The 24159-nt window shown below is 35.3% G+C and carries 28 protein-coding genes; 8 read left to right on the top strand and 20 right to left on the bottom strand.

From position 1 onward, the window contains the following. Position 1: 1 nt before the first annotated feature. From rsmD to BME96_RS11435, 6 genes are all read right to left on the bottom strand, one after another. Positions 2-559 (bottom strand): 16S rRNA (guanine(966)-N(2))-methyltransferase RsmD, encoded by a 558-nt coding sequence (rsmD, locus tag BME96_RS11410; RefSeq protein ID WP_231478615.1) that lies wholly within the window; start codon positions 557-559, stop codon positions 2-4. A 449-nt stretch (positions 560-1008) separates the two neighbouring features. Further along, the gene (locus tag BME96_RS11415; RefSeq protein ID WP_019378683.1) at positions 1009-1284 is read right to left on the bottom strand and encodes a YlbG family protein; all 276 of its coding nucleotides are present in this window, start codon (positions 1282-1284) and stop codon (positions 1009-1011) included. A 65-nt stretch (positions 1285-1349) separates the two neighbouring features. Beyond that, complete coding sequence (locus BME96_RS11420) at positions 1350-1787, bottom strand: YlbF/YmcA family competence regulator (RefSeq protein WP_060680385.1); 438 nt, start codon at positions 1785-1787, stop codon at positions 1350-1352. Between the two features lie 51 nt (positions 1788-1838). Then, complete coding sequence (locus tag BME96_RS11425; protein ID WP_019378685.1) at positions 1839-2072, bottom strand: YlbE-like family protein; 234 nt, start codon at positions 2070-2072, stop codon at positions 1839-1841. 11 nt (positions 2073-2083) lie between these two features. Then, on the bottom strand, positions 2084-2473 hold the full coding sequence (gene ylbD / locus BME96_RS11430) for a YlbD family protein (protein WP_060680382.1): 390 nt from the start codon (positions 2471-2473) through the stop codon (positions 2084-2086). Positions 2474-2576: 103 nt separating this feature from the next. Next, positions 2577-3647 carry a CAP domain-containing protein gene (locus tag BME96_RS11435; RefSeq protein WP_071649101.1) on the bottom strand — a complete coding sequence of 357 codons (1071 nt, stop codon included), beginning with the start codon at positions 3645-3647 and terminating at the stop codon, positions 2577-2579. 177 nt (positions 3648-3824) lie between these two features. Between BME96_RS11435 and BME96_RS11440 the strand changes: the two genes are divergently transcribed. Further along, entirely contained in the window at positions 3825-4190 is a 366-nt protein-coding gene (locus BME96_RS11440) for a YugN family protein (RefSeq protein ID WP_019378688.1), read from the top strand. A gap of 166 nt (positions 4191-4356) precedes the next feature. Beyond that, positions 4357-5415, top strand: a complete 1059-nt coding sequence (gene ytvI, locus BME96_RS11445) for a sporulation integral membrane protein YtvI (protein ID WP_019378689.1) — start codon at positions 4357-4359, stop codon at positions 5413-5415. A gap of 180 nt (positions 5416-5595) precedes the next feature. On the opposite strand, the gene BME96_RS11450 is transcribed toward ytvI, so the two are convergent. From BME96_RS11450 to cyoE, 7 genes are all read right to left on the bottom strand, one after another. Further along, positions 5596-6051, bottom strand: a complete 456-nt coding sequence (locus BME96_RS11450) for a DUF420 domain-containing protein (protein ID WP_071649102.1) — start codon at positions 6049-6051, stop codon at positions 5596-5598. Between the two features lie 79 nt (positions 6052-6130). Beyond that, positions 6131-7030 (bottom strand): cytochrome c oxidase assembly factor CtaG, encoded by a 900-nt coding sequence (gene ctaG / locus BME96_RS11455; RefSeq protein WP_071649103.1) that lies wholly within the window; start codon positions 7028-7030, stop codon positions 6131-6133. A 722-nt stretch (positions 7031-7752) separates the two neighbouring features. Next, positions 7753-8076 carry a cytochrome c oxidase subunit IVB gene (gene ctaF, locus BME96_RS11460; RefSeq protein WP_019378693.1) on the bottom strand — a complete coding sequence of 108 codons (324 nt, stop codon included), beginning with the start codon at positions 8074-8076 and terminating at the stop codon, positions 7753-7755. A gap of 3 nt (positions 8077-8079) precedes the next feature. After that, the gene (locus BME96_RS11465) at positions 8080-8703 is read right to left on the bottom strand and encodes a cytochrome (ubi)quinol oxidase subunit III (RefSeq protein WP_019378694.1); all 624 of its coding nucleotides are present in this window, start codon (positions 8701-8703) and stop codon (positions 8080-8082) included. Between the two features lies 1 nt (position 8704). Then, complete coding sequence (ctaD, locus tag BME96_RS11470) at positions 8705-10558, bottom strand: cytochrome c oxidase subunit I (protein ID WP_019378695.1); 1854 nt, start codon at positions 10556-10558, stop codon at positions 8705-8707. A gap of 44 nt (positions 10559-10602) precedes the next feature. Continuing rightward, positions 10603-11652 (bottom strand): cytochrome c oxidase subunit II, encoded by a 1050-nt coding sequence (coxB, locus tag BME96_RS11475; protein WP_019378696.1) that lies wholly within the window; start codon positions 11650-11652, stop codon positions 10603-10605. A 61-nt stretch (positions 11653-11713) separates the two neighbouring features. Next, entirely contained in the window at positions 11714-12625 is a 912-nt protein-coding gene (gene cyoE / locus BME96_RS11480) for a heme o synthase (RefSeq protein WP_033354136.1), read from the bottom strand. A gap of 456 nt (positions 12626-13081) precedes the next feature. Here cyoE and BME96_RS11485 point away from each other — a divergent pair, with 456 nt between their 5' ends. Then, positions 13082-14020 (top strand): COX15/CtaA family protein, encoded by a 939-nt coding sequence (locus BME96_RS11485; protein ID WP_019378698.1) that lies wholly within the window; start codon positions 13082-13084, stop codon positions 14018-14020. Between the two features lie 150 nt (positions 14021-14170). Here the strand turns inward: BME96_RS11485 and pyc are convergent, their stop codons facing one another. From pyc to BME96_RS11500, 3 genes are all read right to left on the bottom strand, one after another. Beyond that, on the bottom strand, positions 14171-17614 hold the full coding sequence (gene pyc, locus BME96_RS11490; protein ID WP_019378699.1) for a pyruvate carboxylase: 3444 nt from the start codon (positions 17612-17614) through the stop codon (positions 14171-14173). After that, entirely contained in the window at positions 17602-18783 is a 1182-nt protein-coding gene (ftsW, locus tag BME96_RS11495; protein ID WP_019378700.1) for a putative lipid II flippase FtsW, read from the bottom strand. Before ftsW ends, pyc begins: the two co-directional genes overlap by 13 nt. 203 nt (positions 18784-18986) lie before the next feature. Next, positions 18987-19268: an Fpa/YlaN family protein gene (locus BME96_RS11500; RefSeq protein ID WP_019378701.1), complete on the bottom strand. Its 282-nt coding sequence runs from the start codon at positions 19266-19268 to the stop codon at positions 18987-18989. 157 nt (positions 19269-19425) lie between these two features. Between BME96_RS11500 and BME96_RS11505 the strand changes: the two genes are divergently transcribed. After that, the gene (locus BME96_RS11505; RefSeq protein WP_019378702.1) at positions 19426-19914 is read left to right on the top strand and encodes a hypothetical protein; all 489 of its coding nucleotides are present in this window, start codon (positions 19426-19428) and stop codon (positions 19912-19914) included. A gap of 285 nt (positions 19915-20199) precedes the next feature. Beyond that, positions 20200-20799: a YhcN/YlaJ family sporulation lipoprotein gene (locus BME96_RS11510; protein WP_071649104.1), complete on the top strand. Its 600-nt coding sequence runs from the start codon at positions 20200-20202 to the stop codon at positions 20797-20799. 39 nt (positions 20800-20838) lie between these two features. Here BME96_RS11510 and BME96_RS11515 read toward each other — a convergent pair whose 3' ends face one another. Further along, positions 20839-21141 carry a hypothetical protein gene (locus BME96_RS11515; protein ID WP_060680370.1) on the bottom strand — a complete coding sequence of 101 codons (303 nt, stop codon included), beginning with the start codon at positions 21139-21141 and terminating at the stop codon, positions 20839-20841. Positions 21142-21290: 149 nt separating this feature from the next. On the opposite strand from BME96_RS11515, the gene BME96_RS11520 reads away from it, so the two are divergent. After that, positions 21291-21494 carry a YlaI family protein gene (locus BME96_RS11520; protein ID WP_060680368.1) on the top strand — a complete coding sequence of 68 codons (204 nt, stop codon included), beginning with the start codon at positions 21291-21293 and terminating at the stop codon, positions 21492-21494. A gap of 24 nt (positions 21495-21518) precedes the next feature. Here BME96_RS11520 and BME96_RS11525 read toward each other — a convergent pair whose 3' ends face one another. Further along, on the bottom strand, positions 21519-21824 hold the full coding sequence (locus BME96_RS11525; RefSeq protein WP_231478616.1) for a YlaH-like family protein: 306 nt from the start codon (positions 21822-21824) through the stop codon (positions 21519-21521). 167 nt (positions 21825-21991) lie between these two features. Here BME96_RS11525 and BME96_RS19865 point away from each other — a divergent pair, with 167 nt between their 5' ends. Next, positions 21992-22159 carry a DUF5325 family protein gene (locus BME96_RS19865; RefSeq protein ID WP_197035822.1) on the top strand — a complete coding sequence of 56 codons (168 nt, stop codon included), beginning with the start codon at positions 21992-21994 and terminating at the stop codon, positions 22157-22159. A 12-nt stretch (positions 22160-22171) separates the two neighbouring features. Here the strand turns inward: BME96_RS19865 and BME96_RS11530 are convergent, their stop codons facing one another. Next, positions 22172-22981, bottom strand: coding sequence for an inositol monophosphatase family protein (locus BME96_RS11530; protein WP_071649105.1), 810 nt, complete (start codon positions 22979-22981; stop codon positions 22172-22174). Positions 22982-23113: 132 nt separating this feature from the next. Further along, positions 23114-23305 (bottom strand): hypothetical protein, encoded by a 192-nt coding sequence (locus BME96_RS11535; protein WP_026041477.1) that lies wholly within the window; start codon positions 23303-23305, stop codon positions 23114-23116. Between the two features lie 231 nt (positions 23306-23536). On the opposite strand from BME96_RS11535, the gene BME96_RS11540 reads away from it, so the two are divergent. Continuing rightward, positions 23537-24154 carry a YktB family protein gene (locus BME96_RS11540; RefSeq protein WP_071649106.1) on the top strand — a complete coding sequence of 206 codons (618 nt, stop codon included), beginning with the start codon at positions 23537-23539 and terminating at the stop codon, positions 24152-24154. Positions 24155-24159: the final 5 nt, after the last annotated feature.

Genomic DNA, 24159 nt, shown 5'->3' on the forward strand with positions numbered 1-24159 from the left:
CCTATGTGTCATTTCTAAATATAGTTATTGTAATTGTACCACCATATTTTTGTTGCTTAATTAAAGATAGTGATTTATGTAATGGATTCAATACGGTAGAATGATCGTGTTCACAATAGATCATGGCTCCCTTATTTAGTATCTCTAAGCTGACTATTTCATTTATTAATCCTTCATAATCTCCTTTTGCGTAAGGCGGATCCAATAGTATTAAATCAAACTGAAGTCCTCGCTTGGATGCAGCGTGTAACGCACGAAATGCATCTGCCCGAAATACTTCTGTTTCTTTTTCCAAGTTAAGCGCTTTAAGATTATCATGAATGATATGTATAGCCTTCGGTGACTTATCAACCAAAATCCCCCATTCCATTCCCCTGCTCAATGCTTCAATGCCGAGTGCTCCACTACCGGCGAACAAATCAAGAAATTTACCCCCTTCAAAATATGGACCCATTATTTGAAAAGTCGCTTCCTTAACTTTATCAGTTGTCGGTCTTGTATTTTTACCTGGAACTGCTTTTAATTGACGTCCTTTATATTGCCCAGCTATAACTCTCATAGTCACACTCCCTTTGGCACTATTCGACATTAATCCTATCATAAAAGGGAAGAGATGAAAATAATTTAAATTCGATAACAAAACATGAACTTTGATGTATAAATTTATCTTTCTTGTACATAATAAATTATTGAGACAGCTAAAGGTTAGCTTGGTTGTTTCATAACTCGAAGAAGACTTACACTTCCCCATAAGATCTTCTTCGGTTTCTCCTCTCCCTTTGCCTTTTTGTTTTCTAAAAGGAAAACAAAGGGACCTGCAGAAAATATTTCTGCAGGTTTTTCTTTTTGTTAAAAGCCTTTTGAAAAAATCGAGGTATAAAAGTAACTATATCTAGTTATACATAGTTTGGGAGGAAAGCGAATTAGCCTCCTTTATTAATTATTAGACCTCTTCACCCATTAGAGCAAAAAAATATGGACAACATATTGTCCATATTTTAAAAAACATTATATACCCATTTTATAATCATATTGTTTTGCTTTATCTGGTTTTGCATTTTCGTAGTTTGTTTCTATAAAGGGTTTATAAGAACGGTCTACTTTTGATACAAAGGCTAACTTAAGTAATTTTTGTTCGGTTTTTTCAATTTCATCCTGATTTACGTAAATTACAGCATATTTCATTCTCTTTGATACATAAATTAAATGTCCATACCTTTTTATTTGTTTAATATTTTTCAAATGTTGAAACCAGACTATTAAACTTTGGCGATCCACATTCATATCATGCCCTCACTTACAAGTTATTTGCAACTTAGTTTATCAGAGTAACCATATAAATTCAAAGATCAGGAGGCACAGCCACATCCTCCACCGCTTCCACAACCACAGCCACTATCTGTTAAAGCTGCCCCTTCCTGAGGAGCTTTCACTTGTTCACTTACACTCTGAGCTACATATCTACTAATCTCATCTAATAATTTTTGCAGGTTTCTTTCGGCAATTTTAAATTCAGCCACCTTATCGTTCATATCCATTTCTCGTTTGGCTGCTCGTACCTTTTTCATGATTTCATTATAATCAGGGTGGTATCTGCCAAATCGCTGGACATCGTCATACTGTTCTTTTATATGTTGAAAATCTCTAATTAATTTCTGAGCTTCTTTATCTTTATGAAGAGCTTTCTGGGAATTAGTATAGGCTTCCATTATGTCTGAATCCATTACCATACTCCCCAATTGCTCGGATTTATCTAATATATCTACATATTCCATAGTAGCTATCATTTATTACACCTCCACTACTATAGTATCATTTAAGACAAGTTCTGAAAATGTTTAATCCTTCATTGCTCCAGCAAATTGAATAAGCATCTCAAGCATTTGCACTTGATTATTTAATTTTTCAACCCGCTGAGGAAAAGTCTTTCCATAAAATCGTTTCGCTTCTTTATCTATATGAGTCAACATGGAAGGTTCTCTGGACAAATAGCGGTACCACATAGGATTAAGACGTACGAATCTTGCTAACTGTGGATTACTTTTTAGATACTCATAGCATTGTGGATGCATTGAATTTCCTCCTAGTCTCGATACCAATTAATAGGATTTTGGTTAGAAGTACCAGTGCTCTTCGTAGATTGGAACTGACTGATTATTTCCTGAACAGTCGTTATTGCATTGCTTAATTGATTGGCTTGTTTCTGTATTTTTTCTATATCCATATTTTCAGCCATTTTAAGAAATTGGTTGAATAACTCCTTGTTTTTTTTATCCCCATCTTCTTCTTCAGCCTCAGGCTTTTCTTCAATAAATTGATCCCAATAGGAATCTTCTTCTCCTAGCAATGCCCATTTTTCATAATACACTTGTAGCGACTTTCCACTTCGTCTAATTTCCTTTAATAACTTAGGATGCTTATTTATAAACCGTTTAAAATTAACAACTGATGGGTGCAAATCTGATTCATTCATCTTGCTCACCTCATATTAAATAGACATTTATACTATTTAATTTATGTTAAATTCTAAGAGATGTGCCTGACTTCCCACTCAGAATCCCAGACTAACAAAATACCTATAAAGGTTTAGCAAGGAAATTTTGTGTAAAATACAATCGATATACCCCTACTCCCAAATGGGTGTATTCTTCTTTTAGCAATGCTTGACGATGCCCTTCACTATTTAGCCATCCTTCTATAGCCGCTGGTGCATCCGGATATTGAGCAGCAATATTTTCACCAGCTGCAGTATAGAAGACCTCTTTTTCAGCTAAGCGCTCTTTTAATCCATTGCCATTTTGACTATAATGTGAAAAGTATTTATTTACTTCCATGTCTTTACTATGCTTTAACGCTACTTGACTAACTGATTCATCCCACTTCAGGACAGACTTGTTGTATTGATGGCGTAGAACATTTGTAATTTCGAAAATTTGCCTTTCCATACCTTCCTCTATTTTTAACCATTGTCTATTATTTAATATAGGGCGCTCAGGAATTTGGCCACGATATTCCAGTTCATAGGGACGGTGCAATAAGAGTATATCTGCAGTTAAAACTCTAATAGAGGATAACTTTTCCGTAAATGTGTCAAAATAAGCTTGCACAAATATATCATCGTCTACTTTTATTAATGGACGCATTTTAAGATCATCTTCATTTAATTTAAAAGTGTAGGATGCGAAATTTTCACTATAATTAACATGCTCTTCAAAAGGGTATTTCTTATTTATCTCATCATAGGTCTGATTAATGACAAAAGGCTTTGACCCCAATTCAGAACCAGTTGCATATATTGTTTTAACTTCTTCTCCCAAGACTCCAAATTGAATATATTGACTTGAATCATCCGTATAGACCCACCAAGTATAATCATATGCACTTGGATCTTTTCTCTTTGGCTCCCCAAACTGTTCTTGTAACTGATCAGTTCCTTTTCCCACCCATTGAAAAAGGTCCCCTTCCAACGGTATTTCTTTTTGCATCTTTGGAGTTCCCTCTTTAGCTTTTAGAAGGGTAGATTTCTCTTTTGCAATCCTTACTGATTCAGTAATTAATTTTTCACCTGGAGCATCTTTTCCTTCCATTACATAAAATACAATAACTGCGAGAATGGTTAATATAACTGTAATTTGAATAAACCGCATAGAATGGTCCCCTTCTCTTCTTTTTTGTTATATATATGCACAATATACTATAAACATTCTCTTAACTCTATTATCTCTAAAGAAGATATAATCAAAAATCTTATGCGTTTTCAATTGCATGTTCACTTATTTCGTACTATTATAGTGTAGGAAGGACAATTATGTGAGGTGGATAAGATGAGATTAGAGAATACTGGTATTGAAGACGTTGTTATCGATTTAAAACCACTCGATCATTTAACTGGAAAACATGCTTTTATTCGAGCTGGGCAATGGGATTATGATCGCGTAACGTATGATTATAAAATAGAATCAAAAGAAAAAAACATTACATATTACATCCGAATTCAAGGCTACTCTATTGAAGGAGATGTAGATAGAGGCAATGCTGTAATTAAACTAATGCCTCCACTTTTAGGAAAACACTATTACCCGCATGGGGTTGAATATGGCGAGGAAGAAGGATTCCCTGCTAACCTTGTGGAACGAGCAAACAACATTATTACTAAAGTAAAAGATGAAATTCAACAATATAAAAAATAAATTCAAACTGACCAACTACTCAGATCAAATGTTAGTAGTTGGTTTTTTATTCAATTTAATATAATACAAAGAAATTTTCTGTTCAAATTGGAAATTTAATGCTATATTCTTTATAGAAATAGCTGCCATTATATTGGCTACATATGAAAGGAGACATTAATTAACGTTGATCCGCACACTTACAAAACGCCATTGGACACTAATATTTATAGCCGTACTGCTAGTACTTTTCATAATCTTTATTCTACCCGTCTCCATTCCTCTTATTGTTGCTTTTTTTACAGCACTATTGCTTAACCCTACAATTCGTTTGCTGCAAAGAAAAACGAAGATTAGCCGAAAAGCAGCGGTTTCTATAATATTTTTACTTTTTTTACTGCTGGTTGGAATCGCTGGAACCTTTATTGTTACAAAAGCTGTGACTCAAGTTGTAAATTTTGTAGAGGATGTACCTAGTCATTTTAATCAATTGAATGATATGTATGAAGAGTGGGAGAAAGATCTTCAACAATATACGAATAACCTTCCTCCAGAATTCGTAAAACAGATTTCTGATAGTATTGAGGAAAACTTAACAGCACTTAGCAATACAGCGAAAGAAAAAATAACATTAGATAACATTGCAGAGATTTTCAGTAAAGTACCCCAATATTTAATTAGTTTTATTGTTTATCTTATTGCTCTCTTTCTTTTCATGTTGGAATTGCCTTTACTTAAAGCAAAAATGTATAATTTGCTAACAAAAGAAACTGCTGAAAAAGTTTCATTTATGAACAGACGTTTAGCTGATGTATTACTTGGATTTCTTAAAGCTCAATTTCTAGTAAGCCTTCTGATTCTAGCAGTATCATTAGTCGGATTATTTTTAATCACTCCAGAAGTTGCGATAATGATGTCGCTTATTATTTGGATCGTTGATTTAATACCCATTATCGGCTCTATCATTATACTGGGGCCATGGGCTTTATTTCTATTACTGGCAGGTGATACATCACTAGGTATTCAACTTGCTGTTCTTGCAATCATTTTACTTGCTGTTCGACGTATTGTTGAACCTAAAGTGATGGGGCAACATATTGGGCTATCTCCATTGGCCACATTGATCGCCATGTTTATTGGACTAAAATTATTAGGTTTACTAGGTTTTATATTAGGTCCATTATTATTTATAGCATTTAACTCCGCAAAAGAAGCAGGTATTATAAAATGGAATACAAAAATATAGGAGGAAGAGCAATATCTCTCTTCCTCCTTTTCATATAAAGACGGTTAATACAAAATGTAGGATGGTAGATTCCCTAACTTTATAAAGATGTTTGGAGAAATTTTTGTAATACCTTTCAAGCACTCGGTAATAGAACTATACTCACTCTTATTCTTTGTTTATCAGCAGGGTTTGCTATTCCTATGTTCCCAATATCGCTTTTATCATACTTGTTGTTTCTCCGCCTTCAAAAATAATATAAAGTAATAAGTAGACCATTACTCCAGTTATTGCACTAAAAAGCCATATGATACTTGTTACAGGACCAATTTTTCTGTGCTTAGTAATCTTACGTTTAAAAGCTAACATTAGTGTAACGACGCCAAAAACTGCACCAATTGTTGCTAAAGTTATGTGAAATATAAGAAAAACAGTGTAGTAAATTTTATACTCATCAGGACCACCAAAACTTGTATTGCCGACAAATATTGTTCTTGAAACGTATATAATAAAGAACAGTAACGCACTGATAGCAGCAGACACCATGACTTTTTTATGTGTTTTAGCATTTCCTTTACTAATTAATATCCATCCTATTACAACTAAAATTGCACTTAATGCGATAAAAAAGGTACTTATTGTGGGTAACAACGGCATGTCTTTCCTTCCTTTCATTCTTCGGTTATGTAGAAAACACCTTACCTCACAAAGGAAGCAAGGTGTTTAATCGATTGGGCTAACTATTCGTCTCTGCCGGAATAGGATCAACCTTAAGACTTTCTTGATTAAACCACGTAAAGAAAATACGAGCAAGTATATAGCCATATGTTATTTCTTGCATAATCTTCATAATAATTCCACCAAGTTGCTGATCTTCAAGAGTACTCATTGGTGAAAACATTTCCGGTCCAGAAATAGCATAAGATATCCCCTGCAATACATTTCCAGGCACACATAACGACATTGCCTGTATCCAAGCTCCATCTTGGCTGTAAGCAGCAAATAAAGCATGATCAGCGAATATGATTAATACACACGCAGGAGTGATCAATACTCCATTGGCAAAAATATAGCCAATTTTTAATAATGGTGACATTGTATCCCATTCTTTAATAGGAGATAAAATGGGCCACCAAACAATAAAGGCTGCAATGAGGATCACTAATGAGATCGAAGTATGTGCAATTTGTGACGATTTGGCAAAGTCAAAAACTGCTGGTACATGATATAACGAAAATAAGCTGTTAAATAATAATAAAGAAATAATCGGTTTCGTTAATACTTTTAATACTGGGTTTATAAACGGAGCAGATACCACTTTTTTCCATATCCAAACAGGTATTCCTTTAATAATTAAAATAGGAAAGATCAAATAATATATTGCCATTTGTGCCATATGTGCAGTAAGCATAATATGTGTTAAGAGATCAACTGGAGATCCTTTTACAATATAAAGCAATAATAGAGCAATATAAAAATAAACCTGTTGTTTATTAGATGGCTTTTCCACTATTCCCCACTTAGATCTAAAGGGGCCGGTAATTAAAAAATATGCCACTCCAAGACCGATAACAAATAGGAAGAAATAAGGACTCCATAAAGCACGGAAACCAAATATTTGTAATTCTAACCACATAGATAATCACTCCATTTAGGGTTTATCTCTATTATTATAACTTACATGATCATTGAATACACGTATAGAATGTGACGATTTTAAAACTTTCCTTAAATATAAAGGACTATAATAACTGACTGTAATAGGCAACCATATATTATTAAAATAAAGCGCAATAAAAATTGATTGGAGTGGAATGCGGCAATCTAAGAACGCCACGTCCTGGGACAGGGGCTGCGCTAACTCGCCCCATCAAAAACCGTTTGCGCTAATTCGTCCCAACGAAAACCCTTTGTGGCGACGATTGCATGATCAACGTCCTTGAAAAAGAAATCCGCTTTTTCTGCGTGCGATGTTTCTCTTAGAAGCTTTCCTTGTCCTGTTGGCCCGCGACTCCTGCCGAAATAGCATGAGGCGAAGACCCTGGGCGGAGCGTAGCGGAGGAAGCGGCTGTGGCCATGCCGAGCGGTAAAGAAGACACTGTGAGGTTACGAACAGATGTCACGCTTTTACCCGGAGGTTTGAAAGCGTCCGCATGCAATGGAAATCAATGGGGCTTACCTCTGCAACTATTTCAGTGAGCTTTTCAACAACACAGTTATTTCACATAATCTGAACACGAATAGTTAGTTCGCATTTTATCTAAATTGCAATATTTTTATTTTTAACACTCCAACTTACTTCTAAAATATTTAAAAGACCAAAAGAAAAAGACCGGTATGTTTACCGGTCTCTTCTGTTTACCACCATGCAATTGTTAATAGTGTAGCAACAGTTAATACTGCCGCCCATACTCCACCATAAATCATCATAGATGGGAATTCGTGATCTTTATCTTTCATGTGCATGAAATAATAAAACTGAAATGCAACTTGAATAATTGCCAATAGTAGAATTACTGGGATAATAAACATTTTATCCATTGCTTTTGTAGCAACCAAGGTAAAGGCAATTATGGTAAATCCAATCATTAAAGCAAAGGAAATCAATTGCTTTTTCATTTCATCTTTATTTCTTTTCTTTTGAAACGAATTAACACTGTTGGTATTGGTGTTCTCTGACATAATTTAACCTACCTTTCCCATTAGATAAACTACTGTAAAGATAAATACCCATACAACATCAATAAAGTGCCAATAAAGACTGAATGTATAATATTTTGGAGCATTATATAAATTCAAGCCTCTTTTTGCATTTCTAACCATTAAAGCAATTAACCAACTAAGTCCAAATACAACGTGACCACCGTGGAAGCCAACTAATGTATAGAAGGCTGACCCAAACGCTGAAGAGCGGAATGTAAAACCGAATTCGTGAATATAATGAGCAAACTCATAAATTTCACAACCAAGGAAACCCATTCCTAGAAAAGCAGTAATAGCAAGCCATAATTGCATTTTCTTAAAGTCATTATTTTTCATATGATACATCGCATATACACTTGTTAATGAACTTGTTAATAACAGCATTGTCATAATAAATACAAGCTCTAATCCAAATAAATCAGTTGACGTAGGGCCACCCGCAGTGGAATTTCTTAATGCAAGGTAGGTCCCAAAAAAACTGGCAAACAAAACTGTCTCTCCGCCAAGGAAAAACCATAAACCAAAGAATTTATTCTTTCCTTCAAGGGTGGCTTTTTCTGGTTCTTGCGGCATTACTTCTGGACTTAAGGAATGATCGTGACTCATATTAGTCAGCCTCCCTTTCAAGATCTTCTTTCTTAATGTGATAGCCATGGTAGTCCTTCAAAGATCTGATTAACATACAAATCAATGCTGTACCAATACCAGCAAAAACTGCCAATAACCATGCACTGTGATCAACCTGGTAAATAAACCCAAAACCAGCTACAAAGAATCCTAATGACATGATGAAAGGAAGAATAGATCCATCAGGCATATGAATATCTCCAAGCGGTTCTGCAGGTGTCATTTTGCCTTTACCCTCTGTTTTCTCAATCCATAAAGGATCCAAACCACGAGTAAGTGGCGTTTGCTTAAAGTTATAGAATGGAGGTGGTGAAGGAATTGCCCATTCCAACGTACGACCATCCCATGGGTCAGCAGGAGCTTTTTCCCCTTTAACTGCAGTGTAAATAATGTTGATTAGAAGAATTATTACTGCAACCCCCATTAAAAATGCGCCAATTGTACTTATAAGGTTACCAGTATCTAGCCCTTGATCTTCAAGGAATACCCAGTAACGACGTGGCATACCCATTAATCCAAGGAAATGTTGGATAAAGAATGTCAAATTAAAACCTATTAAGAAAATCCAAAATGCAGCTTTACCCATACCTTCATGTAGAATGCGGCCAAACATTTTTGGATACCAGTAATGTATACCTGCCAGGATTCCAAATACAGAACCACCAACAATAACATAATGGAAGTGGGCAACAACAAAGTAGGTATCATGATACTGATAGTCAGCTACCGCAGAAGCTAGCATAACACCAGTCATACCACCAATTGTAAATGAAGGAATAAATCCTAGTGCCCAAAGCATTGCTGAGTTAATAGTAATGCTTCCTCCCCACATAGTTGCAAGCCAGTTAAATATCTTAATACCTGTTGGTACTGCAATAGCCATCGTTGCAATTGCAAAGATAGAGTTTGCGACCGGACCTAAACCAACCGTAAACATATGGTGAGCCCAAACCATAAATCCTAAGAAAGCGATTAAGATTGTGGCAAAAACCATCGCAGTGTAACCAAATAATCTTTTCTTTGAAAATGTAGAGAATATATCACTAAACAAACCGAAAGCAGGTAAGATCAATATATATACTTCCGGGTGGCCGAAGATCCAGAATAAATGCTGCCAGATTACGGTATTACCACCTAAAGCAACATCAAAGAAAGCTGAATCAAACATACGGTCAAACATAAGCAGGAATAATCCTACTGTTAGAGCCGGGAAAGCAAAAAGAATAAGAACACTAGTTACAAATGTAGTCCAAGTAAATAATGGCATACGCATATAAGTCATTCCAGGCGCACGCATGGTAACAATCGTTACTAAGAAGTTAATTCCACCCATTAATGTTCCCGCACCGGATATTTGCAGGCCAAGTGTGTAGAAATCTACTCCATGCCCAGGTGATTGAATGGATAGTGGCGCATAAGAAGTCCATCCTGCATCAGGAGCTCCACCTAAGAACCAACTACAGTTCAATAAAATTCCACCAAACATAAATAACCAAAAACCTAATGAATTTAAAAACGGGAATGCAACATCTCTAGCACCTATTTGCAAAGGCATGATGGCATTCATTAACCCTAAAAACAGCGGCATAGCTGCCAAGAAGATCATGGTTGTTCCATGCATTGTAATCATTTCATTATATAAACCAGCACTTAGAAAGTCATTTTCTGGTTTAATTAGTTGAATACGAATAAATAATGCTTCAATACCACCAAGCAGGAAGAAGAATCCGCCACCAAATAAATATAAATGCGCAATTTTTTTATGGTCGACTGTTGTTAAATAATCCCACAAGAAGGCTCCGAAGCCTCTTTTTTGAGTAGCTGCTATACTCAAGGTTCAAACCTCCCTTAATTTCTCTCTTAAGAATTTAAATATTACTATTTGCCTGCGCTTTCAGGAGTAATATCAGATGGTTTTAATTGCATCAGATAGGCTGAAATTTTCTTTGCTTCTTCTTCAGAAACAGCAGGATAATTACCTGTCATTTTATTTCCAGGCTTAATGGATTCAGGGTCCATTATCCATTTAACAAGATTTTCCTCGTTTGGCTCAAGGAAACCAGCAATTTTAGATCGGTTTCCAAAGTCAGTAAGATTAGGTCCAACAGCTGCAGGTGAAGATCCTATAGCATGACAACCCATACAACTCTTTTCTTCAAATAAATCCTTACCTTCTTGCGCTACTGCGTCTTGTGGCTGTGCTTTCGGGTCGACATCTTGCATATCAGATACCCATTTGTCAAACTCTTCTGGGCTCACTGCAACTACTTTAAAGTCCATTAGTGAATGTGAAGGCCCACAAAGTTCAGCACATTTACCCCAATAAACACCTTCTTCTTTTGCCTCAATATACATTTTGTTTACGTTCTCAGGGTTAACATCCATTTTTCCTGATATACTTGGTATCCATAATGAATGGATTACATCAGAAGAAATCATATTCAGATAAACTTTTTCTCCTGTTGGAATGTACAAGTCTTGACTTGTTTGAATCTCTTCCCCTTTGTAATTGAAATGCCACCAATACTGGTTTCCAGTAACTTCAATATTTACTCCGTCACCGGACTTTGACATGTCTGCCAATTCAAATGTTGCCGCAACAGTTGGAACTGCAAGGATCAATACCAAAATAATTGGTATTACTGTCCAAATTGTCTCAAGTGTCTTATTACCTTCCACTTGTTTTGGTATGTAATTTTCCTGTCCTTTCTTTTTACGAAAGCGAACTAGGGCAATAACATATACCACAATTACAACCACAAACACAAACACCATGACAAGTGTTGATAGCAAAATCAAATTCATTGATGTTTCTGCTCCAGTCCCTTTGGGTACGAGAGCGGTTAAGTTTTCTTTACCGCAACCAGCCAAGACTATTGCTAAAAAACTTAATAGGAATAATGCTTTAGTTTTTCCCATCCCTTTCATGAATTCATACCTCTCTTTCTCCTTGTTGATTCCTTATTTATGTTAATTAATTAAGGACAATTTAGCTAAATGGTGTTTTAATTGTAACAACGACCATCATTAAAAATAATACAGTAAGATAGTTTAAAGAATAGATAAAAATTAGGTTTGCCCATTTCAGATCATTCTTCATAAAAAAACCACTTATTCCGATAAACAGCCAACCAACGTTCAGTAATGTAGCAATTACCATAAAGGTTGTACCTAGTGAAGCCAAGTAAAATGGTAGAGGTAGCAAACAGGCAATATAGATCACAATTTGTCGCTTTGTAATTTCAAATCCATGAACTACGGGGAGCATTGGAACACCTGCTGCTTTGTATTCCTTTGTCTTCTTCATCGCTAAAGCAAGGAAATGAGGCGTCTGCCAAATAAACATTATTAAAAATAACATTAATGGTACGATATGAAAATGAGGTTCAATTGCTGCCCAACCTATTAATGGAGGTGCCGCACCAGAAAAGCTGCCAATTGCAGTATTCAAGGTATACCTTCTTTTCGACCACATAGTATATAATACCACATAAACAAACCATCCCACAAAAGCAAATAGTGCTGCTTGTATTGTTGTCAATGATAGAAGAATTAAACCAAATAGTGTAGACAATAATCCAAGTAACAATGTCGTGTTTAATGATATGTTGCCAGTTACTGTTGGCCTATTCTTTGTCCTGGTCATTAAAGGGTCTATATCCACATCATACCAGTTATTCAGAATACCTCCACCGGCAATTACTAATGCACTTCCTGAAATGGTTAAAATAAATACGTCAAGATTAGCCAAAAACGTGCCATTTGTGTAGTGAAGTGCTAACCAAAAACCTGCAATTACAGTAATTAAATTCGAGTTAACAATTCCTATTTTAATTAGTGCTTTAAAATCTTCTATAAAATGAGTGCTTTTCTTTTTGGAGAGTACAGTTGTACTAACCATTTGCGAAGAAGGTGTTTCTGCTTTGTTCAAAATTCTCCCCCCCTACAAACCCCTTCTTTAGGCATGATAAGACCAAGCATACTGATGGAGTTACCATAATACTATTCCCCAAAAGTACCTTGGATATAAATTAATTATAATTGTATCATGGAATTGTATTACAATCTAATTAACTCACCTTGATTGCGAACGCGACGTAAGTATAGTTAATATTCAGATTTGGACATGGTAATACAAAGCATAACAAATATCCCCTACACTATTTCTAGCAAACAAATGACAACAATGCAAGGTTTTTTTAGTTTTACATAGTGAAAACAGTAGAAAAAGAGAAAGAGTATAACAATTGTGTGTCATTTATCATTTTCCAATCATATTTCATTGCATTGTGTATTGACTTAATATTATTATGAGATGTAGCTAATTTACTAATCAACATTGAAGTGAGGCTTTACTATGATAAAAACATTAAAGTGGTTATCTATTGTGTCGACTGTTGGTATGCTCTTTCTACTATTAGGCGGAGCTCTAGTAACTAAAACAGGGTCTGCCGACGGCTGTGGAGACAGTTGGCCACTATGCGAAGGAGAGTTTCTCCCTTCCAACATAACACCAGAATTGGTGATTGAATTAAGTCATCGCCTAGTAACAGGCGTTGTTGGTTTCGCTGTAGTAGCGCTAACAATTATGGCATGGAAATATATAGGGCATATTCGTGAGGTTAAGTTTCTCACATCATTATCCGTTATCTTTTTGATAATTCAAGCATTAATCGGAGCTGCCGCCGTACTTTGGGGCCAATCAGATTTCGTACTGGCTGCACATTTCGGTATATCGTTGATTTCCTTTGCGGCAGTGTTTCTTGTCATGCTGCTCATTTTTGAGATCGACAGGAAGTTTGATGCCGCATCATTGGTTATTCAAAAGAAACACCGAGTGGAGATTTATGCTATTACCATCTACACCTATATTGTCGTATATACAGGTGCCCTTGTTCGCCACGCAGAGGCTAATTTAGTTTGTGCTGACTGGCCTTTTTGTACCAATACTTCACCTTTATCATTTCAAAGCTATAGTTTAGAACAGTGGATTCAAATGGGTCACCGTTTAGCCGCCGGCCTACTATTCATTTGGACTATAACTCTAGTTATAAGAATGGTAAAATATTATCGAACAAGCAGAATAATGTATTGGGGATGGTTAACATCATTAGCATTAATCACCCTACAAGTGTTTTTTGGCGCAATGATCATTTTCACCCTGTTAAATCTGGGAATAGCTCTAATGCATGCGTTAGTAATTTCCTGTTATTTTGGGATGTTAAGTTATTTTGTACTTTTATCTTCACGAAGTGCCAAATATGAAAAATCACTCCATGATGTCAACAGTAATTAAATTATAAAAAAGATGGCAATGTGTTTTAAACATATTGCCATCTTTTTTCTTACTTAAGTAGTATACAAAATACATGAGTTTCTAGTTTATCGTTCCCAGAAGAGGGAATGCCCAGATCTTTGCAAAGCATCCGTAACTATATTTGTTTTATTACTCAAACTCAATTAATAAATCATTAACAGCGATAGCCTCTCCATTCGCAACATAAATCTCTTTAATTACCCCCGAAAATGGCGCCTGTACTGTTGTTTCCATCTTCATAGCTTCTGTAATCAGGAGGTAGTCTCCTTTGTTAACCTGATCACCTTTTTTACAAAGAGCTTCTATAACTGTACCCGGCATCGTCGCGCCAATTTGCTTATTATTTGTCTTGTCAACCTGTGGTCGAGCTGTGATAGCTCCCTTTATACTTTCATCTTTGACAACAACTTCACGAGCCTGGCCATTTAATTCAAAATACACTACTCTTGTTCCATCTATTTGTGGCTCTGAGATAGATACCAATTTTACAATTAACGTCTTTCCTTGCTCAATTTCCACTTCAATTTCCTCACCCAATCTCATGCCATAGAAAAAACTAGGTGTATCCAGTACCGACATATCACCATATGTTTCGTAAAAACGATGGTAATCCATAAATACTTTAGGATAAAGAGCATATGCAATCATATCAAAACTAGTTACTTGTCGATCCAATGTTTTAAACAGATTTTCTTTTAATGCTGTAAAATTAACAGGATCAAGTAATTCGCCAGGACGAACTTTTATAGATTCTCTCCCTTTTAGAATTATCCGCTGCAATTCTTGTGGAAAGCCTTGGTATGGTTGGCCGATATAGCCTTGGGCAAATTCAATAACAGAATCAGGAAAATCAATAGATTCTCCTTTTTCATAAATATCATCTTCTGTCAAATCATTTTGCACCATAAATAATGCCATGTCGCCAATCACTTTTGAAGAAGGAGTTACTTTTACGATATCCCCAAACATGTCATTTACCTGTCGGAACATCGCTTTCACTTCATTCCAGCGATCACCTAAACCAACTGCCTTTGCTTGTTGTTGTAAGTTACTATATTGCCCGCCAGGCATTTCATGAAAATATACTTCCGAATGAGGTGCTTTCATTCCACTTTCAAAGTCCTGGTAATACTCTCTAATACCTTCCCAGTAATGAGAAAGTTTTTCATATGCGTTCACATTTATATTCGGTTGTCGTTCAGACCCTTGCAATGCGTGGTATAGTGATTGTGCACTAGGTTGCGATGTTAAGCCTGCCATAGAACTTGCTGCTACATCTACAGCATCTATTCCTGCATCAATGGCACGAGAATAAGTCAAAATACCGTTCCCACTTGTATCATGTGTATGAAGATGAATTGGTAGATCAATAGATTCCTTTAGAGCGGTAATTAATTGATAGGCTGCTTCTGGTTTAAGCAGACCAGCCATGTCTTTAATCCCTAAAATATGCGCACCAGCTAGCTCAAGCTCCTTAGCCAGATTTACGTAGTAAGTGAGATCATATTTCGAGCGGCCTTTATCAAGAATATCTCCTGTATAACACATGGAAGCCTCTGCGATTTTACCATTCTCTCTAACCGACTCTATTGCAAGCTTCATACCTTCTACCCAATTTAAGCTATCAAAGATTCGAAATACATCTATACCGGCTTCCGCACTTTTGCCGACAAATTCTTTAATTAAGTTATCAGGATAGTTCTTGTAGCCAACTGCATTGCTTGCCCGCAATAACATCTGAAATAATACATTTGGCATTTCCTTCCGTAAATTCAGCAGTCTCTCCCAAGGATCTTCTTTTAAGAAGCGATAAGCAACATCAAAGGTAGCTCCTCCCCACATTTCCACGGAAAACAAGTTTGGCAATAATCTTGCTGTTGGTTCAGCAATCCTTGTTAAATCCTTTGTTCTAACTCTTGTAGCTAATAAAGATTGGTGTGCATCACGAAAAGTTGTATCAGTAAGCATAACTTCTTTTTGTTCTTTTAACCACTTGGCTAACCCCTCTGGTCCCTGTTCATCAAGTATTTGTTTCGTTCCTCGCGGTACAGGTTCCAAATGATTCACAGAAGGTACTTCCAACTTTGGAAAAACTGGCTTCCGTTTCTTTTCCGCACCATCCATTCCATTTACAGTTGTATTAGCAATATACGTGAGCATCTTTGTCCCTCGATCTTTCCGCTTAGGAAAAACAAATAACTCAGGAGTTTGATCAATAAAAGTGGTATCGTATTCACCCGTTAAGAAATTTTTGTGCAATATTACATTTTCCAAGAAAGGAATATTCGTTTTAATACCCCGTATTCTAAATTCTTTCAGATTTCTGACCATTTTTTGTGCAGCTTGGTCAAAAGTCAATGCCCAAGTTGAAACTTTTACCAATAATGAATCATAATGAGGGGAAATGACCGCACCTTGGAAACCGTTACCAGCATCCAACCGTACACCAAATCCTCCGCCTGTTCGATAAGCCATAATCTTTCCAGTATCAGGCATAAAGTTATTTAACGGGTCTTCTGTAGTTACCCTTGATTGAATAGCAAATCCATTTGTTACAATTGCTTCCTGGGAAGGGATTCCTATTGAGTTATCGTGAATGTTTCTTCCTTCTGCAATCTTAACTTGTGTTTGAACGATATCCACACCAGTTATCATTTCTGTAATAGTATGCTCTACTTGTACTCTCGGATTAACTTCAATAAAAAAGAATTCGTTATTTGTTACTAAGAACTCTACAGTTCCCGCATTGATATAACTAACATTTTTCATTAAATTAACAGCAGCATCACAAATATCCATCCGCAACTCTTCGTTCAACGATAGACTCGGTGCTACTTCCACTACTTTTTGATGACGCCGCTGTACAGAACAGTCTCTCTCATACAGATGAACAATATTTCCATCTTTGTCACCAATAATTTGTACTTCAATATGTTTTGGGTTTTCAATTAGCTTTTCTACATATATTTCGTCATTACCAAATGCGGCTTTAGCCTCTGATTTTGCACGATCATACGCATCTTCAAGACCTTTTTCGCTTCTAACAATGCGCATCCCACGTCCTCCACCACCCAGTGAAGCTTTAATAATTATAGGGTAGCCGAACTTTTGGCCGAAATCTTTCACTTCCTCCATTGAACTTACAGGGCCATCAGTACCCGGGATGACAGGAATACCTGCTTTAACCGCTTGTGACCTTGCTCTCACTTTATCGCCGAACATATGTAGATGCTCACTTGTAGGACCAATGAAGATTATTCCCTCTTCTTCACAACGTTTGGCAAAGTTTATGTTTTCGGATAAAAATCCATAACCCGGGTGTATTGCATCAACACCAACACTTTTGGCTAGTTCAATAATTCCTTCAATATCCAAGTATGCATCAATCGGTTTTTTGCCTTCACCGATTAAATAAGATTCATCGGCTTTATAGCGATGATAAGAACCTGAGTCTTCTTTTGAGTATATAGCTACTGTCCTAAGATTCAGTTCCGTACAAGCACGAAAAACTCTTATTGCTATCTCTCCACGATTTGCTACAAGTACTTTATTAATTTTATTTACTTCTGCCATGTTCTTCCTCCTCTATTTTGATATATATGTGGTTCCGTCTTTTTATGTTCAGTAACTGGTGTTCGTTCTGCTTTCTTCACTGACATGGCAATATTATTCATTATTCCCATTGAAATCATTAATACAAGAAGAGAAGAACCTCCATAACTCACAAACGGAAGTGGTACTCCGGTAATTGGTAAAACCCCGCTAATTGCACCTAAATTAATGAATGCTTGAAGTCCAATCATGGATGAAATACCTATAGCTAGTAGGGAGCCAAAACTATCTTGACATTTGCTTGATATAAATATTCCACGTAAGACAATGGTTGCTATCATACCAATTACAATCATTACACCTACAAAACCAAGTTCTTCAGCAATTATGGCCATAATAAAATCAGTATGTGCTTCCATGAGATAACCAAGCTTCTGTACACTCTGCCCCAAACCTTCTCCAGTAATTCCACCGCCACCAATTGCTAAGTATGACTGAATAAGATGATATCCCCCATCTTCTGGTGCCTGAAATGGTTGATAGGCCCCAGTAAATCTGGATATTCTGACATCCGTTACCATATTTGGAATGGCAATTGCCAAAATTACCAAGCCAATCCCTATCAATATAAATAGATGCTTGAAACGAATACCTGCACTGAAAATTACTGAACAAGCTATTAGAAATATAATAGACGCTGTACCAATATCCGGTTGCAGCACTATTAAGGACAAAATAATCCCAGTTAAAACCAGCGGCGGGAGAACTCCTTTTGTAAATTCATTAATATACGACTGTTTTTTTGAATACACAGAAGCTAAATACATGATAAGGGCAAGTTTAGCAAGTTCTGCAGGTTGCAGACTTATTGGTCCAAATGAAAACCAAGATTTCGCATTGTTAATTGTAGTACCAAAAAGCAAAACACCTACCAATAAAAGAATCACAAATAAAATTATTATCTTCATTAATTTCTGATAATACTTATAAGGAAATATACTACAAAAGATAAATCCTGCTAAGCCAATTACAAACCATTGCAATTGTTTCATCAGATAATGTGTACTTTCATATCCCTCTACAATAGAAGTTACCATACTGGCACTATAGATCATCACCATACCAAAGGCAGCTAGAAGAATGGGTGTAATTATTAATGTAAAATCATAATCTTTTAATTTCTGTATCATCTTACTTCTCCCTACTATGTAATGATTAAGATGAAATAGAAAAATATGATAACACATTTAACAATAGTATAACACATTGTTGTATCATTTTTCTACTATCATCTAATTTTTGAGTTTATATAAACAAAAAAACCTTGCCAAATATTATGTAGGCAAAGTTTTTGCTAATTTAACATTAACGCCTTTTTGTGTACATTAGTATGTCACAATGAGTTTTGCGCTGCTTCATGTAGTATATTAAGCTGCCTCTCAAGGTTTTCGAGAAGTGCTTTGCCTTCATCTTCGCTGATCAAGTCTAAACGAACAGCAAAATCAATTTCCCTGGATAAACCGAACATCTGCGTGTCCAACACTTCTTCATACAACGGGCACTGAGGCATTGTTAAATTTTCTATTTGAACTTCTATTAATCGTAAAATTTTGTCAGCATCAGCCTTAAGAAGGGCGTGGGCTTTTTCACGATGATTTACTGTCATCTCAGGCATCAAATAAATCCCTCCATTTAAAAAGACTTCCTTCTATATTATATTATCGTTTGCTTGAAAAAATTGCAAACAAAATATTATTTTTTAAATCCAATGAAATGAAATATTAATGTTATTCTGCTATTCTTAGTAGAGACTTTATTAATGAGGTGAAAAAATGATTGTACCAATTATTGGAAATGTGACATATTCTATCACTCTTGATCCTACTGTATGGATTTTTGATGACAGGAAAATATTGCTAGAGGAATTAACCGAAAATAAACTCTCAACAGCAGAGGAAACAGATGAAATCGAGAAGGCTTCTAAACGTTGGGAAAAGGAATTGGACCCACAATTTCATAAGCCACCGGTAAATCGTAGCATAAAACAATTTGAGAGAGAAAAGATACTCACTAGCTCGTATGTAATGCCATTAAAGGATTTTATTAACAATGCCGAAATAAAAACCGATGTAGAAGATGTAACGCTTGTTACAGAAAATGGAGATTACAATATTACTATTGACGATCTAAAGGAAGGATACTTTCTTTTTGCCTTAGATGGAAAACCATTAAAAGAAAATGGCCCAGTGCACTTTCTTTATCAAGATGGAGCTAATATCAACGATCCAATCGTAGGCATTAAAAAGATTGTTATTAACTAACAAGAAAGAAAGCTGTTCACATACATGTGGCAGCTTTTTTTTATTTAGGAAATTAGGGATTTTGAACCTGTAGTTTTAATTATTGGATTAGTTCCGTATTCTCTCTCCCTGTTAGCTCGTAAAAAAAGATACATCCAAAAATTAAAACTCAAATTCTAAACATTGTGGATTCAAACCAATGATTTTATCTAATATAAATATCTCTTAAGCTAAACCCCTGTATAAATTAAACCCTTCTATCTAAAAATAACTAATATAGCAAGTGATAAGAAGGAGTGATAAATAATGCAGAAAAAGCTATATCTTGTTCAAGTGCTGATAATTATGTTTGTTTTAGCCGGATGCCAACAAAATGAAGAAGAAGCCTTGGAGAGTAAAGAGAACAACCAGCAGTTCTTACAGGTTAAAAACTCAGAACCAACTGATTTGCAAAACCTCTCCAATAAAGAAATAGCCGACCGCCTCGCAAATATCGCCAGCGATGTTCCGAATGTCCGAGGGGCATCTGCGGTTGTGGCAGGTCCGTATGCTGTAGTGGGTATTGACGTTGATAAAGATTTAGACAGATCTCGTGTTGGAACTTTAAAATATTCAGTTTCAGAAGCTCTTTACCATGATCCTTATGGTAAAACCGCAGTCGTAGTTGCTGATGCAGATGCAACAGAAAGAATTCGTAATTTGGGAAATAAAATTAAACAAGGTCACCCTGTTCAAGGTGTTGTAGATGAACTCGCAGCCATCGTTGGTAGATATATGCCTGATTTTCCAATTCAGGATGATCAACCTGTAGACCCAGACCAAAATAAAGAAGTACTACCTGAAGAAGAGCAAAAACAATTAGACCAAATTCAAGAAGAACAATCAAACCATCAGAAGAATAAATAATAGAAAGAAGATTGCCTGATAAAGCAGGCAATCTTCTTTCTAATTTTGTTCATTTTCACTTGTATTCTCTTTCTTATATTCATTATAATATTGAACACCAAATTGTGAACCCTCAGATACCATTTTTGAGTTTTCTAATTGAGCTAAATCTTTTGATTCAGACTGATCAGGCACACCAGCATCCTCAAATGGCTCTTTTAAGTTATTATTCAGCAACTTATTTTTCATTCCTTTTGCCTTGTACATTACTTTATCACGGTTATTTTTGTCTTTCAGATACATACCAGTTGCAGCAATAGCACCAGTTGCACCTACAGCGGAAGCAATAAATCTTTTTTTCATGAAATCGTCCTTTCTTTTTCAATGTGGTCTTACTTATTTATTCCCCGATATGAAAGAATAAAACGTGAATCTGTATTTCTTCATTTAATGTTCTTATGTTAAAATAAAATAAAAGAACTATTTAGAGGCTTGAAATTAGAGGTGACATTATGCAAGTTAAATGCTCCATTTGTGATACAGTTGAGTCAATTGAGGATGATTCTTTACAAGCTAAACGTCTGAGAAATAGAAGAATTCATATGTATTTATGCCAAGATTGCTATGAGCGTATTGAAAAGAAAACATATGAACGACATGCCACTGGGGATTTTCAATTGTATAAAGAGAAAAAAAAGAAAAATGATTTCATATAAAAAAACGTCTTGAAAGACGTTTTTTTATTTGGTAGCTGTTCGTTGCTTATGTAGTCTATATCTATAAATGCCCAACACCAAAGCGATGAGGATTAAGCTCTCCGTAATAGGAAGATTCATGATGCTAAATATCGTCAAGATGAACGTTCCAATTGCAAGCATAATATAAACAATAATGGTTTTTAAAATAGGTAACTCTCGAGCAAATCCTAACTTAAATGATATGGAACCAAATACTAAATTTAATATGTAAAAAATCCAAAATATATGATCTGTACCGAAAAAATGTATAAGTAAATCCAAAATAAGACTGTAATTCGTCTCCATCATTCTCCCCCATTAATCATTATCCATTTTAATTCTTAAAAACCTTTTACCATCATACTAAATCTTTTTGGTTCATGCTAGTTATTTCACATATATTTCACTAATTGTTCTTTTTGAATATCTTAGCATTTTGAGATATACTGTGTTTTGAAAGAAATTGAGGTGGCCTTATGAAAGGAATTAATTTTTCAAAGCTATTGTTAGCAATTTTAGTGATCTCTATGTTTGTTGCTGTTGGTGTTGCCATTGCTTACCGCAACATTTGGCTTGTTTTATTATTTATCTTCCTAGGTTTTGCTATTATGGGTTATGGATTATCCAGAAGGAAAAGAAAGTGATTCATTTATGAATCACTTTCTTCCTTTTCTTAAATAATCATCAAGGATAATATGCTGGACACGTGGGTTACAAGTAAAAACCGAATTACTTTTAATCATATTTAACTTATCACCATTAATATCCGTAGTTATTCCTCCAACCTCATTCACTATAATAACTCCAGCTGCTATATCCCATGGAGATAGTCTCATCGTCAGATATCCATCCATGATACCTTCTGCAACGTATGCAAACTCTAATGCTGCTGAACCGTATGTTCGTGTTCCCCGTACTTTCCTAACCAATTGCTGCATCGTTTGTTCTTTTACTAATCTATTTTCGCATAACCAGAAATGATTTAGCCCTAAGATTGCTTCTTCAATCTTAACTGATTCAGATAATAAAGGAAGCTTCTCTTCATTTTTATAAGCACCTTTATTTCGGATTGCACTATACAGAACATCTTCCATTACATTATAGATAAGCCCTATTTCCCCAACCCCATCTTGATAAATACCAATAGAAATAGCAAAATTTCTTTTTTGATGAACAAAATTCATTGTTCCGTCAATAGGATCAATAATCCAAACTGTGCCATTCAGTGAATCGATGTCATCGCCAAATCCTTCCTCACTTAAAATTAGATGATCAGGATAAGTGTCTTTTATTTTTTTCGCAAAAAATAATTCTGTTTCCTTATCCATTTCAGTTACTAAATCGTTTGGATTGGACTTCGTATTGATTGTTAATGGATCGTTAATTTTCGTTCTAATCGTCTCTCCTGCTTCAAGAACCCAAGACTTAGCTTGGTCAAATATTTTGTCTAATTCTACTGTGTTCATATCGCATCCCCTATCTACTGTTTATTCTATACTATCAAATTAAAAGGAATTATTCATTGTCTACGTTTTTTCTTAAGAGAAATAAAATACCTTCAACATTGTATTAAACTGTTGAAGGTTTATTGGAGTTCTTTACTCATTCTCAATTTTTAGCAGCTGTTCTCTAAGCTGCTTCAATTTTTCTTTTGATTTAATAATTTGCACTTTATCTTCTGCTTTCAGGGCATCATGGAGAGTTACCAATTCATAATCAATTTCCATACGGATGACAGGTAATTTTTCCTCAGCTTCTTTTCGTCTCAGGGCCTCCATTACATATTTCACTTGATTCACAACCTTTCAGCATCCTTTTAATATGTTTATGACTGTCTTACAATTTTGTTCAATAAATTTTCTGAAAATCAGTTAGTTGACTTATCAATTCCCAAATTTCGATGTTTTTAAACATAAACCAACTCACACAAAGGATATAAGTTCACTTACTTGACGTATTGCTATAAAAATTTAATAATAATTATTATAAATAGTTCAGGAAAAAGAGAAGGGAAGATATAAATGAATTTTGATGGTTTTAACCAGCATGATTTCAATACATTTTCAATAAATGGCTTAGATGACCGAATGGAAGCAATACAATCAAGAATCCAACCAAAGTTTCAAGAATTAGGTAGCTATATGGTTGATTATTTATCAGCGCAATTAGGAAACGAAGTATATCTGCACATTGCCAAACATGCTAGAAGGACAGTAAATCCGCCAAAAGATACCTGGCTTGCCATAGCCGATAATAAACGCGGTTATAAGAAACATCCCCATTTTCAAATTGGTCTGTTTGATGACCACGTATTTATTTGGCTTGCTCTTATTTATGAATTGGATCACAAGAAAGAAATTGCACAAACATTTCTGGATAATTACCAAACATTAAAGAAACTTCCAAATTATTACAGAATATCACTTGACCATACAAAGAAGACTTCAATTAGCCTCAAACAGCTTGAAAAGAAAGACGTGGAACGTTTCCGTGATGTAAAAAAAGCTGAATTTTTAATAGGTCAACATCTTCCTAGTACGGATTTACGTGTGAAAAATGGGGACAAATTTATCAATACTGTAAAAGATACCTTTAACAGTTTAATTCCTTTTTATCAAATGGCATTGAGAAGTAAATAAAAATG

It is taken from the genome of Virgibacillus halodenitrificans (assembly GCF_001878675.1).
Lineage (GTDB): Bacteria > Bacillota > Bacilli > Bacillales > Amphibacillaceae > Virgibacillus_Q > Virgibacillus_Q halodenitrificans.